Raw genomic sequence first — 13,913 nt, 5'->3', positions numbered from 1 at the left:
ATATTATAAATTTACCCGCATCCTTTAATATTAGAAGGGGGAGAAAGATGAAAAACTTAAGGCTCAAAGTGACGTACTGGTGGTATAAAGTCCTAACCAAGCTCGGCTTTAAGACGGATGAAATCTACTATATCGGAGGCAGCGAGGCACTGCCGCCTCCGCTTAATAAAGATGAAGAAGAGATTCTTTTGAAAAAACTGCCGAAAGGGGATCAGGCGGCAAGAGCTATTTTAATTGAACGGAATCTCAGGCTTGTTGTCTACATTGCCAGAAAATTTGAAAATACCGGAATCAATATTGAAGACTTGATCAGCATAGGAACAATCGGGCTGATTAAAGCGGTCAATACGTTTAATCCAGAAAAAAAAATAAAGCTGGCTACATATGCTTCCAGGTGTATTGAAAATGAAATACTAATGTATTTGAGAAGAAACAACAAAATACGGTCTGAAGTTTCATTTGATGAACCTTTGAATATTGATTGGGACGGCAATGAGCTTCTTTTGTCTGATGTGCTTGGAACGGATGATGATATTATTACTAAGGACCTGGAAGCAAACGTTGACAAAAAATTGCTGTTGAAGGCTCTTCAGCAGCTGAATGAAAGAGAAAAACAAATTATGGAGCTCCGTTTCGGACTGCAGGGCGGAGAGGAGAAAACGCAAAAAGATGTAGCGGACATGCTCGGAATTTCGCAATCATACATTTCACGGCTCGAGAAAAGGATTATTAAGCGATTAAGGAAGGAATTCAACAAAATGGTATGATTTTCTAATATGCCATCCTGTATTCAAGCAGGCTGATGACTATTGCAGCACCTGCTGATCGGAGCAGAAGCTGCTGGGGCAGGCCGGGCGAGGCGAAGAGACAGGTATAGAGCCGCCCTTGGATAACCAGCCGGCTGCCGGCAGGCGAATAGAACAGAAAAAATAAAAGGGGAGACAAACCCTTTTTTTATTTGGACCAAAGCAAAAAGTGCAGTCATGAGCTGTTTCCAATGTGCATATTTTTCCAACTGCAGGAAATACTGTTTTTTGTACAGCAGCTCCTGACTGGAGGGAAAGATGTGACACGAAATAAAGTAGAAATTTGCGGAGTAGACACCTCAAAACTTCCCGTGCTGAAAAATGAAGAAATGAGAATTCTCTTCAGAGAAATGCAGAGCGGGAACAACTCAGCAAGAGAAAAACTCGTAAATGGAAATCTCAGATTGGTTCTGAGTGTCATCCAGCGTTTCAACAACCGTGGGGAGTTTGTCGATGATTTATTTCAAGTCGGCTGCATCGGGCTTATGAAATCCATCGATAACTTCGACCTGGGACAAAATGTTAAATTTTCAACATACGCTGTACCTATGATCATCGGGGAGATTAGAAGGTATTTGAGGGATAATAATCCGATAAGGGTTTCCCGTTCCTTAAGAGACATCGCGTATAAAGCCCTTCAAGTAAGGGAAAAGCTGATGACTCAGACATCAAGAGAACCTTCTGCAGAAGAAATTGCAAAAGTCCTTGAAGTTCCTCATGAAGAGATCGTATTTGCCCTGGATGCCATACAGGATCCTGTATCCCTGTTTGAGCCGATCTACAATGATGGCGGAGACCCGATTTACGTTATGGATCAGCTCAGCGATGAACGCAACAGAGATATTCAGTGGATTGAAGAGCTTGCTTTAAAAGAAGGAATGAGACGGCTGAATGACAGGGAAAAGCTTATCCTCAGGAAGCGTTTCTTTCAAGGAAAGACCCAGATGGAAGTGGCAGACGAAATTGGAATATCACAGGCCCAGGTATCAAGGCTTGAGAAGGCTGCTATAAAGCAAATGAACAAGAACATCCAGCAATAGGGACAAGCCATAGGAACTGAGCCGGAAACGGCGAGGTTCCTTTTTTGCTGCATTTTTTAATACGGGCTCAGGTTTTGCTGAGGAAATTGGCGCCGCGGGTACCGGTATTTAGAATACTGAACCAAACCGGTCATACATTGGTTAATAAGAGATTTGTTAAGGAGAGATGGAGTACATGATGAATATATCCGAGTTCCAGACTAAGGATATTGTCAACGTTTCTGATGGAAAAAAGCTTGGAAGCATCGGGGATTTCGACATTAATGTGACGACAGGAAAAATCCAGGCGATCATCATCTCAGGCCCGGGGAAAATGCTTGGATTTTTCGGGCGGGAAGAGGAATTTGTCATCCCGTGGCGAAACATAGTAAAGATTGGAGAAGACGTCATTTTGGTCCGCGTAGCTTCAAAAGAAGCTTCCCAGGATTAGAGAGAATCAGAGGCTTATAAATGATTAAATTTGCCCTTTATTTATGAACATCAAGGGAAAGATGTGGTAAAATAAAGGCATTCATCATAGGATTTTTGTCGAAAAGGAGATCGGTATGAGTTCTGAGCTGTTTTCAAGTGACCGGGATACATTTTTGAGCCTGAACCGTTTTACAGGAGTGGACTCCTCCATCCTGGCAGGTTTTACGGTGAAAGATGGAGGGACCAGCAAGGATCCATATGCATCTTTAAATATGGGCCTCCATGTCCAGGATGTTCGGGAGGACGTCGTGGCGAACCGGAGGTTATGCGCCGCTGAGGCAGGCATATCTCTGGAAAACTGGGTGTTTGCAGACCAGGTTCATGGAAAAAGAATAGTCAAAGCCGGTCAAAAGGAAAGAGGAAGCGGTGCCTTTCATTACGATCAGGCGATACTGGAAGCAGATGGACTTTACACAAATCAGACTGGTCTTGTCCTAGCCCTTGCATATGCAGACTGTGTACCAATCTTTTTTTATGAAAAAAAGGCGAAACTCATCGGAATTGCCCATGCAGGATGGAAAGGAAGCGTATTAAATATTGGCGGTGAAATGATTGCTGCCTGGCTTGAAGCAGAGGGTGCTTCTCTTGAAAATATTCATGCCGCGATTGGTCCTTCAATCGGCCCATGCTGCTATAAAGTCGACGACCGTGTCATTTCAAAAGTGAACAAACTGTTTAATCACCATGAAGAGCTTCCCTGGGTAGAAACAGAGCCGGGTCAATACCGTCTGGATTTAAAAAAACTAAATGCAGCTTTGCTGAAAAAAGCAGGTCTTTCCGATAACCAGATTTCCGTCTCCGGACTGTGCACCTGCTGCGAAAAGGATTTATTCTTCTCCCATAGAAGAGATGCCGGCCGAACGGGACGAATGATCGGTTTTATAGGTTTAAAAGAGGAGGATTCCTGATTGGAAGTAAAACAAAATCTGACTGCAATCATTGAGAATATTGAAGCAGCCTGCAGGCGGTCAGGCAGGAACCGTAAAGATGTCCATGTAGTGGCAGTAACCAAGTATGTGACAGCAGACCGGGCAGAGGAAGCGGTTGAAGCGGGAATTCTTCATCTCGGAGAGAACAGGGATGAAGGCCTCTCCGGCAAATTTGACCGTATTGGGGCCCGGGCGGTTTGGCATTTTATCGGCTCTCTTCAAACGAGAAAAGTGAAAAATGTTATTGATAAGATCGATTACATACATTCACTGGACAGGCTCTCACTTGCAAAAGAAATTGATAAACGGGCAGACGCTCCCGTTAAATGCTTTGTGCAGGTAAACACTTCTGGCGAGGAATCCAAACATGGATTGTCTCCGGACGAAACCATCCCCTTCATCGAGGCGTGCAGGGAATATCCGAATATCCTGATTTCAGGACTCATGACCATGGCGCCAAACACGGATGACAAAGGGCTCATCCGGCAGACCTTCCAATCTTTAAGGCAGCTTAGGGACAAAGTGAAGGCTATGGAATTGAGCCACGCCCCTTGTGATGATCTTTCAATGGGGATGTCAAATGATTATACAGTTGCGATCGAAGAGGGAGCTACGTTTATTCGAATCGGCTCTTCCCTTGTAGGATAAACCAGGAGGTGTAAACATGAGTATTAAAAACCGCTTTAAGAATTTTTTTGTGCTGGATGAAGAGGATTACGAGTACCAGGAAGAACAAACATTTGAAGAGGAATATGGATCTGCCGAGCAGCCGGCAGCAAAAAAAGAAGGCAAACAAAATGTCGTTAGTTTGCAAAGTGTGCAAAAATCCTCTAAAGTAGTTTTATGCGAGCCCCGCGCTTATTCGGAAGCTCAGGATATTGCAGATCAGCTGAAAAACCGCCGGGCAATCGTCGTGAATCTTCAGCGCATCCAGCATGATCAGGCGAAACGAATCGTCGATTTTCTGAGTGGAACAGTTTATGCGATAGGCGGAGATATACAGAAGGTAGGGCTGAATATCTTCCTTTGTACGCCTGATAACGTAGATGTATCGGGCACAATCTCTGAACTGGCAGTTGAAGATGAACCTCAAAGGTGGTAATGGACAATGAGCATTGTTTTTACAGTATTAGGGTATTTGCTGCGGTTTTATTCGTACGCCATCATCATTTACATTCTGATGTCCTGGTTTCCGAACGCGAGAGAAACTAAATTTGGAGAAATTCTCGCTTCAATCTGCGAACCGTTTTTAGAGCCTTTCCGTAGAATCATTCCATCTTTCGGAATGATCGACTTTTCTCCAATTGTAGCCATCCTTGTTCTGAATCTTGCACAAGGCGGTCTATGGTCTTTATACAATATGATCAGCTGATTTAAAGGGACGAAAAAGTCCCTTTTTCTATGTGTGCAGAGAAAACACGGCACCAGTTTAAGTGAATGCACTTGATAGCTGAGTATCCGTGTTTTTACTTTTACGCCTTAGGGAAAACGTGAACGAAGCACCCATTATATAGAAACGGTGATAACATGACAGATTTATTTCAGCATTTCAGAGAAGATGAGCGGGATTTTGTTGAAAAAGTAATGGGCTGGAAGGATTTCGTCCAAAGCTCTTACAGTGCGAAACTTACGGACTTTTTGGACCCCAGGGAGCAGGAAATCGTACAGTCAATTGTAGGCGATCAAATGGAGACTAAAGCAGCTTTCGACGGCGGCGCCCCTGGAGCAGAGAGAAAAAGAGCTCTTATTCATCCTGATTACATGAAACCCGGGAAAGAAGACTTTGACCTGATCCTATACGAAATCAGCTACCCTGCAAAATTTGTAGCCCTTGAACACCCTCAAGTGCTTGGAGCGTTAATGTCCATTGGACTTAAGCGTTCCAAATACGGAGATATATTGATGGAAAACGAAGTCATTCAGCTTGTGGCGGCAAAGGAAATGGATGATTTCCTGAGGCTTCAGCTAACTGAAATTGGGAAATCTAAAGTGGAGCTGAAAAAAATCAGCTTCTCTAATGCCATTGCCGTTACGGAGAGCTGGAATGAGGCATCGGCGACTGTCAGTTCTCTCCGCCTTGATGCAGTAGCCGCTGCGATTTATGGACTTTCGCGGCAAAAGGTTCAGCCCCTTTTGCAGGCAGGGCATATTAAGGTAAACTGGCGCACAGCAGAGCAGGGAGCAATGGAGTGTCAGGAAGGGGACACAATTTCTGTAAGAGGGTATGGCAGAAGCAAAATCACAGAAATTCTTGGCCGGACGAAAAAAGACAAGATCAGAATGCACTATGGGCGGCAAAAATAATCGTGAAATTTGGAGGTTTTGCCCCAAAATTCACGAATAATGAATTATAATGGTATGCAGGGACGTATACCGATACATATGGAGGTGGCCTATAGTGCCTTTAACACCGCTTGATATTCATAATAAGGAATTTAATAAAGGGTTCCGCGGTTATGATGAAGACGAAGTAAATGAGTTTCTGGATCAGATTATTAAAGATTATGAAATGGTCATCCGTGACAAGAAAGAGTCTGAAGCACGCGTTGCAGATATGGAAGAAAAGCTGAGCCACTATACGGTCATTGAGGAAACCTTGAATAAATCCATTCTGATTGCACAGGAAACGGCTGAAGAAGTAAAGCGCAATGCTCAAAAGGAAGCTAAGCTGATCATAAAGGAAGCCGAAAAAAATGCCGACCGCATCATTAATGAATCCCTTTCGAAATCCCGCAGAATTGCCATGGATATCGAAGAGCTTAAAAAACAGTCTAAAGTATTCCGCACCCGTTTCCAGATGCTGATTGAAGCACAGCTTGATCTTTTAAAGAATGATGATTGGGATCATCTGCTCGAATACGAAGCGGAAGCTGTTTATGCCGGCGAGGATGAAGAAGCAAAATACCGTCCTTGACTTTTTGCCGGATATTCGCATATAATTTGAGCACAATCGAAATATGAACCGACGATGACAGGGATAGTAATCTGAATGGAGCCTTTATTCAGCGAACCGGGGGCGGTGGGAGCCCGGGTAAAGTTTTCAGACGAACATCACCCTTGAGTTCCTTCCTGAAAAACTGAGTAGGGAAGGCGCATCATTCCCGATACGAATGCTTAAGCGGATGCGTTTTTTGCGTGTCTATAAGGGTGGTACCGCGTGAAGCAAGCCTTCTCGTCCCTTTCCACAGGGATGAGAAGGCTTTTTTGTATTTTATTTTAGGAGGAAACGGAATGGATTATAAAAATACGCTGCTTATGCCAAAAACGGAGTTCCCTATGCGCGGCAATCTGCCAAAGCGAGAACCGGAAATGCAGGAAAAATGGGAAGAAATGAACATCTACAAAATGGTTCAGGAGCATACGAAGGACCGTCCTCTATTTATTCTGCATGATGGCCCTCCCTATGCCAACGGTGATATCCATATGGGTCATGCACTTAATAAAATTCTAAAGGATTTTATCGTCCGCTACAAATCGATGAGCGGCTATAACGCCCCTTATGTCCCGGGCTGGGATACACATGGTCTTCCGATAGAAACGGCTTTGACTAAAAACAAAAAAGTGAACCGCAAGGAAATGTCTGTAGCAGATTTCCGAAAGCTTTGCGAAGAATACGCCTGGACTCAAATTGAAAGCCAGCGCGAGCAGTTTAAACGTCTGGGGGTAAGAGGAGACTGGGATCACCCTTATGTCACGATGAAACCTGAATATGAAGCGCAGCAAATTCTTGTTTTCGGAGAAATGGCTAAAAAGGGGTATATTTATAAAGGTTTAAAGCCTGTTTACTGGTCTCCTTCAAGTGAGTCAGCCCTTGCAGAAGCTGAAATTGAGTATCAGGATAAAAAATCTCCCTCTATTTACGTTGCGTTTGACGTAGCAGATGGAAAAGGTGTTTTGGAGGAGGATGAAAAAATTGTCATCTGGACCACAACTCCATGGACCATTCCAGCGAACCTTGGAATTGCTGTGCATCCAGATCTTGAATACACCGTCGTGCGGGCAAATGACGCGAAATATGTAGTTGCCACAGAGCTGCTTGCCTCCGTAGCGAAAGAGCTTGAATGGCAGGACTTCGAAACCGTCAGAACCCTGAAAGGGAAGGAAATGGACCGGATAGCTGCGAAACATCCGCTCTATGAAAGAGAATCACTCGTCGTCCTTGGCGGGCATGTTACGACAGATGCCGGTACTGGCTGCGTTCACACGGCGCCTGGCCACGGGGAAGATGACTTTTTAGTCGGGAAAGAGTATGGCCTTGATGTGCTTTGCCCAGTCAATGAAAAAGGAGTAATGACCGAGGAAGCTCCCGGGTTTGAAGGGCTTTTTTACGATGAAGCGAACAAACCCATCACCGAAAAGCTTCAGGAAAACGGGGCGCTTTTGAAGCTTTCCTTTATCACCCACTCCTATCCGCATGACTGGAGAACAAAGAAGCCAACCATCTTCAGAGCAACGGCCCAATGGTTTGCATCCATTAAAGATTTCCGGTCTGAATTGCTGGAAGCTGTTAAAGAAACAAAATGGGTCCCTGCTTGGGGAGAAACCAGGCTGTTTAATATGGTTAGAGACCGTGGAGACTGGTGTATTTCCAGACAGCGCGCCTGGGGAGTTCCGATTCCTGTTTTTTATGCAGAGAATGGCGAGCCGATCATTACAGATGAAACAATCAGCCACGTATCCGGTCTATTCCGGAAACACGGCTCCAACGTGTGGTTTGAGCGTGAAACAAAAAATCTTCTGCCTGAGGGATTCACACATAAAGGAAGCCCGAACGGCACGTTCTCCCGCGAGATGGATATAATGGACGTCTGGTTTGATTCGGGTTCTTCCCACCAGGCAGTTCTTCATGAGCGTGAAGATCTCAAGCGGCCGGCTGATCTTTATCTGGAGGGCTCGGATCAGTATAGAGGCTGGTTTAACTCCTCCTTGTCCACATCTGTAGCTGTAACAGGCAAAGCGCCTTATAAAGGGGTGCTTAGCCATGGGTTTGCACTGGACGGCCAGGGCAGAAAAATGAGTAAATCGATCGGAAACGTTGTCTTGCCTTCCAAAGTAATGAACCAGCTCGGTGGGGACATTCTCCGCTTATGGGTCGCTTCCGTGGACTATCAGGCAGATGTACGGGTATCCGACGCTATTCTTAAGCAGGTCGCTGAAGTATACCGGAAAATCCGGAACACGTTCCGCTTCCTTCTTGGAAACCTTGCCGATTTTACTCCGGCAGACGCAGCAGACTGGGAAAATCTGCGGGATGTTGACCGCTACATGCTCGTAAAGCTTAACAAGCTCATTGATAAAGTGAAAAAAGCGTATGAAGAGTATGAATTTGCCGTGATCTATCATGCAGTTCATAACTTCTTTACGATTGAATTGAGCTCCTTTTACCTTGATTTTGCAAAGGATGTTCTATACATTGAAGGGAAAGATCACCCGGACCGCCGTGCCATCCAAACGGTCCTTCATCAAACTCTGCTCGCACTTACAAAGCTTACGGCGCCTATCCTCCCTCACACAGCAGATGAAGTCTGGGAGCATATTGACTCCGAAGCGGCAAAGAGTGTACAGCTGACGGATATGCCGGAAAGCATGGAGATCGAAAATGCTGAAGTGCTTGAGGAAAAATGGGATGCCTTTATGACGCTTCGCGACGATGTTCTAAAAGCTCTTGAAAACGCCAGAAGTGAGAAGGTCATTGGCAAGTCACTGACTGCGAAGATCACACTTTATCCAGACCATAAAACGGCAGCGCTTCTTGGGTCAGTCGAAGAGGATTTAAAGCAGCTCTTCATTGTCTCGGGCTTTGAAATTGGCGGAGATCTGAATTCGGCTCCGGCTCATGCGCAGCACTTCAGCAACATGAAGATTACTGTTGAGGCGGCCGAGGGCGGAACATGTGAGCGCTGCTGGATTGTCACGCCTGAAACAGGAAAGGACCTTGAACATCCAGGTCTGTGCGCCCGCTGTGCAAGCATAGTAAAAGAAGAATATACATCTTAACCAATGGAAGGGGCTGTCTAAAAAGTCCTTTCAATGGAAAATATAGAAACAAAAAACCCCCGGGTCATTCCGGGGGCTTATTTGTGAAAATCGCTTTGATCCAAACCGGCCGGTGTGGCTGTTTGAAGCGCAAGGTGCTTACCTCCAAGTTTCCCAAGAGGTTACCACCCGCTACGCCCGCTGCTGAGCGGCCTGAAGTGAAAATCAGTCAGGTCAACAGCTCTTTTCATTAGGCTTTGTTAAAGCATCGTGTTGATTTTTCACACCTGTTGATTGGAGCGGAAGGCGTGAGACTCCGAGCTAAGAGCTAAGCGAGGAGGAGGCTCACCGCCCAGTCCTTGGATAAGCAAGCGCCTGCTAGCTGCAATCAACAGCCAAGTTTAACAGAGCTTTTCATTAAAATTCAAAAGGAATTACTCGGCAGCCCCTTTTTTAACACAGTTAACTCCCTTATTTGATTGAAACAGCTCCTCGTTTCCCGGCAATAGTCATCTGTGGAAAAAAATGAACAGGGTTAGACTCCGCTGAACGGATAAACTATTTTTACAAACCTTACAGCAGGAGTTGAGCCGCATTGAGCAATGATTTTTTTTCGATCCGAAAGGAGCTTGAATTAATGCGGAAGGAGCTTCAGGAGCGGTTGTTCCACCACTCTATGTTTGAATCAGACCATGATGGAGCGCACAATGGAACGATTTTGCATCATGTTAAAGAAGAGCTGAGGGATGTCGAACACGCGCTAAGCAAAATGGATACCGGCTCTTACGGGTTCTGTGAAGAAACTGGCCTGTCCCTGCCAATTTCCAGTCTGAAATATTTGCCGACGGCAAGAAACGTTCATGATTTTTCCTACCTGGATCAGTATGAGAAAAAGTCACTTCCCTATTCACCAAACGGCAATTCAGATTATGCGGGAGAAATGGTTTACTATAGCCGTTCACACAGTTGAACGGTTTTTTTCTCTATTCCTTACTCTTTTCAAATTTTTATGATAAAATTCATTGTATCTAATTTGAATGCCTGGGGGAACGTACGTGCGTTTAGTAAGCTACATAATAGCAGTTGCGGTAATCATTCTTGATCAGCTCACAAAGTGGCTGATTGTCCAAAACCTGGAAATTGGGGAAAGCATTCCTGTTATTGAAGATTTTTTCTATATTACTTCCCATCGCAATCAAGGTGCCGCATGGGGAATTCTTCAGGGGCAAATGTGGTTTTTCTACATTGTTACGATTGTGGTGACCGCAGCAATCGTGTACTATATTCAAAAGTTTGTTCTGAAAGCGGGACTTTTAGGAGCTTCATTAGGTTTGATGCTTGGGGGAGCCATCGGAAATTTTATCGACCGGGTCCGTTACCAGGAGGTCGTCGATTTTATACAAACCTTTATTTTCTCCTATAATTTTCCAATATTTAACATAGCAGACTCTGCCTTATGCATTGGGGTGGCACTTTTATTTATTCAAATGCTGATCGACAGTAAAAATGAGAAAAAAGAGGGGCAAGCACAGTAATGGACATCCATGAGTATACAATTGATAAAGAGCAGGCTGGAGACAGGCTCGATAAAATCCTTTCTGCCATAAATGAAAACTGGTCAAGAACACAAATTCAGTCTCTTATGAAAAGCGGGCTGGTGCTGGTGAATGGCCAGGCAGTAAAGAACAATTATAAAGGGGCAGAAGGAGATCAGGTCTCAGTCGAGATCCCGGAGCCCGAAGAATTGAATGTTGAAGCAGAGGAAATGAATTTGGACGTTTACTATGAGGACAGTGACGTTCTGGTGGTGAATAAGCCGAAGGGTATGGTGGTTCATCCTGCACCCGGACACGTGACAGGCACTCTTGTAAATGGCCTGATGGCGCACTGCAATGACCTTTCAGGTATAAACGGGGTGATGCGTCCCGGGATTGTCCACCGCATTGATAAAGATACATCCGGGCTGCTGATGGTGGCAAAGAATGATCTTGCTCATGAATCGCTGGTAGACCAGCTCGTTGAAAAAAGTGTTACCCGGCGCTATAAAGCGCTCGTGCATGGAAATATATCGCATGATCAAGGTACGGTCAACGCACCGATCGGCCGGGATAAGCAAGACCGCCAAAGCATGACGGTTACGAGAGAAAACAGCCGGGATGCTGTCACTCACTTTAAAGTGCTGGACCGTTATAAAGATTTTACTTATATTGAATGCCAGCTGGAGACGGGAAGAACCCACCAGATTCGTGTACACATGAAATACATTGGCTATCCGCTCGCGGGAGATCCGAAATACGGACCGCGAAAAACGCTTTCGCTTGAAGGACAGGCGCTGCACGCAGGCGTCCTGGGATTCAATCACCCCCGGACCGGCGAGTACATGGAGTTCGAAGCACCGCTGCCTGAGTTTTTCAGCAAGCTTTTAACACAGCTTGAGAAATAACCGTTGACAGGCAGGAATGATTTTGACATAATAACTTTAGTTGAATAGAACCTTTAATTTCAGTCCTGTGAGGCTGGGAAGGGTACGGTTAATGATTAAACAATGGTACTCCCATGCCCTCTTTTCCCAACAGGATGAGAGGGCATTTTTTATTTGAAGGGAGGCAGACGTTATGTCCAAAAAAGCGGTTGTGCTGGACGAACAGGCGATTCGCAGAGCTCTAACCCGAATTGCACATGAAATCATTGAACGAAACAAAGGCATAGATGATTGTCTCCTGATCGGAATTAAAACACGGGGGATTTATCTCGCAAACAGGCTGCAGGAGAAAATCCGCCAGATTGAGGGAAAAGACATTCCAATCGGGGAGCTTGATATTACCCTGTACCGCGATGACTTGACTAAGAAGACGGGCAATCAGGAACCGCTCGTAAAAGGTTCGGATGTCCCGGAGCCGATCCTGGATAAAAAAGTGATTCTCGTTGATGATGTGCTCTACACAGGAAGAACGGTCAGGGCAGCAATGGATGCTCTTGTAGACATGGGCAGGCCGGCTGCCATCCAGCTCGCCGTCCTGGTTGACAGGGGGCACAGGGAGCTGCCGATCAGGGCAGATTTTGTAGGGAAAAACATCCCGACCTCAAGCTCTGAAAAGATAGTGGTTGAAATGGAAGAAGTCGATGAAAGCGACTCTGTATCCATCTATGAAAAAAATAGCTAGTTCTTTTTAAAGCAGTCCCGTGAGACGGCAAAGAGAACCGGAATCAGCATCTGTTTTTAAGATGCGTGTATTTCTGTGTACCTCTTTGCTGAATCCGGCAAAGAGGTTTTTTTAGGAGGAGAGAGATAGATGAAAAATGAAAAAATCGTTTTAGACATTCATGAAAAACCAAAAGCTCCCGTTTGGCTCACTTTAAGCTTCCAGCACCTTTTCGCTATGTTTGGCGCCACAATTCTGGTTCCGTTTCTCGTGAAGATGGATCCCGCTGTTGCACTTATCTCAAGCGGTGTCGGGACTCTCATATTTCTGCTGATCACCAAGTTCCAGGTGCCGGCTTATCTCGGCTCGTCCTTTGCATTTATTGCCCCGCTCGTGGCGGCTCAGACCGGAGGAGGCCCGGGTGCGGCTATGGTCGGAAGCATGCTTGCAGGTGCTGTATATGCTGCGGTAGCGCTCATAATTAAGGCGACTGGCCACAATTGGATTCTCAGAATGCTTCCGCCGGTTGTAGTTGGACCTGTCATCATCGTCATCGGGCTTGGACTGGCCGGAACCGCAGTCGATATGGCAACCAACAACCCTGCGGGTGATTACAGTCTGCTTTACTTTTCTGCAGCACTGGTGACACTTGCCGTAACCGTTATCTGTTCTATCTTCTTTAAAGGATTTTTCAGCCTGATTCCGGTTCTGATTGGTATTTTCACCGGTTATCTTTACTCCCTTGCAATCGGAATCGTGGATTTCAGCAAAGTCATCAAAGCAGGATTTATTCAGGTGCCCGATTTCACCATCCCGTTTGTGGATTATCAGCCGCAATTTACCTGGCAGATCCTCCTGCTGATGGCTCCGGTAGCCCTTGTAACGCTCTCAGAGCATATTGGACACCAAATGGTTTTAAGCAATGTCATTGGCAAAGATTTAGTAGAAAAACCTGGCCTGCACCGCTCGATTTTAGGAGACGGACTTGCGACGATGGCTGCGGCCCTGCTGGGGGGGCCTCCGAATACAACCTATGGTGAAAACATTGGAGTACTCGCGATTACCCGGGTTTACAGTGTATATGTTCTTGGCGGTGCTGCCGTCCTTGCCATTACGTTCGGTTTTATCGGGAAGATCTCGGCTTTAATCAGTTCCATTCCCACTCCAGTGATGGGAGGGGTCTCCATCCTTCTTTTCGGAATCATCGCATCCTCCGGTCTCAGAATGATGATTGACAGCAAAATGGATTTGGGCGATAAAAGGAACCTGATCATCTCCTCGGTCATTCTGGTGATCGGAATCGGAGGAGCGGTCATCAAAGTCGGCGAAAGCTTCGAATTGCATGGCATGGCGCTCGCGGCAATCATCGGCATTATCCTGAATGCTGTGCTCCCCGGCAAGGCGGGAGCGGATACGCTTCATCTTGAAAAGGAAACAGATCATAAAAAATCTGCTGTTTCCTAAATACTCATACCTTTTAAAAAAGTCCGGAGAGGCTTGCAAGGGTGTAAAGAATGGCCGGCTGGCCCTTCTGCTTTCGTGCACCCT

Annotated in this window: 15 protein-coding genes and 1 other annotated feature; all 15 genes read left to right on the top strand. The window is 45.7% G+C overall.

Annotated features, from left to right (window positions below):
- Positions 1-47 precede the first annotated feature (47 nt).
- Positions 48-767, top strand: a complete 720-nt coding sequence (sigE, locus tag ACQCVE_RS04165) for an RNA polymerase sporulation sigma factor SigE (protein ID WP_426861720.1) — start codon at positions 48-50, stop codon at positions 765-767.
- Between the two features lie 230 nt (positions 768-997).
- Positions 998-1,846, top strand: coding sequence for an RNA polymerase sporulation sigma factor SigG (gene sigG, locus ACQCVE_RS04160; protein ID WP_426844540.1), 849 nt, complete (start codon positions 998-1,000; stop codon positions 1,844-1,846).
- A 175-nt stretch (positions 1,847-2,021) separates the two neighbouring features.
- A complete protein-coding gene (locus ACQCVE_RS04155) occupies positions 2,022-2,276 on the top strand; it encodes a YlmC/YmxH family sporulation protein (protein WP_426844539.1) in 255 nt (84 codons plus the stop codon).
- 115 nt (positions 2,277-2,391) lie between these two features.
- A complete protein-coding gene (gene pgeF, locus ACQCVE_RS04150; protein WP_426861719.1) occupies positions 2,392-3,225 on the top strand; it encodes a peptidoglycan editing factor PgeF in 834 nt (277 codons plus the stop codon).
- Positions 3,226-3,894 (top strand): YggS family pyridoxal phosphate-dependent enzyme, encoded by a 669-nt coding sequence (locus ACQCVE_RS04145; RefSeq protein ID WP_426861717.1) that lies wholly within the window; start codon positions 3,226-3,228, stop codon positions 3,892-3,894.
- A gap of 16 nt (positions 3,895-3,910) precedes the next feature.
- Positions 3,911-4,348, top strand: a complete 438-nt coding sequence (locus ACQCVE_RS04140) for a cell division protein SepF (protein ID WP_426844536.1) — start codon at positions 3,911-3,913, stop codon at positions 4,346-4,348.
- Between the two features lie 6 nt (positions 4,349-4,354).
- Positions 4,355-4,618: a YggT family protein gene (locus tag ACQCVE_RS04135; protein WP_426844535.1), complete on the top strand. Its 264-nt coding sequence runs from the start codon at positions 4,355-4,357 to the stop codon at positions 4,616-4,618.
- Between the two features lie 155 nt (positions 4,619-4,773).
- Positions 4,774-5,550, top strand: a complete 777-nt coding sequence (locus tag ACQCVE_RS04130; protein WP_426844534.1) for an RNA-binding protein — start codon at positions 4,774-4,776, stop codon at positions 5,548-5,550.
- Positions 5,551-5,644: 94 nt separating this feature from the next.
- Complete coding sequence (locus ACQCVE_RS04125) at positions 5,645-6,160, top strand: DivIVA domain-containing protein (RefSeq protein WP_426861715.1); 516 nt, start codon at positions 5,645-5,647, stop codon at positions 6,158-6,160.
- Between the two features lie 45 nt (positions 6,161-6,205).
- Positions 6,206-6,429, top strand: a binding site (T-box leader).
- Positions 6,430-6,477: 48 nt separating this feature from the next.
- Positions 6,478-9,243 (top strand): isoleucine--tRNA ligase, encoded by a 2,766-nt coding sequence (ileS, locus tag ACQCVE_RS04120; protein WP_426844532.1) that lies wholly within the window; start codon positions 6,478-6,480, stop codon positions 9,241-9,243.
- Positions 9,244-9,817: 574 nt separating this feature from the next.
- A complete protein-coding gene (locus ACQCVE_RS04115; protein ID WP_426861714.1) occupies positions 9,818-10,192 on the top strand; it encodes a TraR/DksA family transcriptional regulator in 375 nt (124 codons plus the stop codon).
- A gap of 85 nt (positions 10,193-10,277) precedes the next feature.
- On the top strand, positions 10,278-10,757 hold the full coding sequence (gene lspA, locus ACQCVE_RS04110; protein ID WP_426844530.1) for a signal peptidase II: 480 nt from the start codon (positions 10,278-10,280) through the stop codon (positions 10,755-10,757).
- Entirely contained in the window at positions 10,757-11,665 is a 909-nt protein-coding gene (locus ACQCVE_RS04105; protein ID WP_426861712.1) for an RluA family pseudouridine synthase, read from the top strand. The genes lspA and ACQCVE_RS04105 overlap by 1 nt, the downstream gene beginning before the upstream one ends.
- A gap of 172 nt (positions 11,666-11,837) precedes the next feature.
- Positions 11,838-12,386, top strand: coding sequence for a bifunctional pyr operon transcriptional regulator/uracil phosphoribosyltransferase PyrR (gene pyrR, locus ACQCVE_RS04100; RefSeq protein ID WP_426844528.1), 549 nt, complete (start codon positions 11,838-11,840; stop codon positions 12,384-12,386).
- A 129-nt stretch (positions 12,387-12,515) separates the two neighbouring features.
- A complete protein-coding gene (locus tag ACQCVE_RS04095) occupies positions 12,516-13,829 on the top strand; it encodes a solute carrier family 23 protein (RefSeq protein ID WP_426844527.1) in 1,314 nt (437 codons plus the stop codon).
- Positions 13,830-13,913 lie beyond the last annotated feature (84 nt).

The sequence above is a fragment of the Metabacillus sp. 113a genome (assembly GCF_050107635.1).
Classification (GTDB): domain Bacteria; phylum Bacillota; class Bacilli; order Bacillales; family Bacillaceae; genus Metabacillus_B.
Note: the sequence above shows the minus strand (reverse complement) of the source record. Positions and strands in the feature narration are given on the sequence as shown.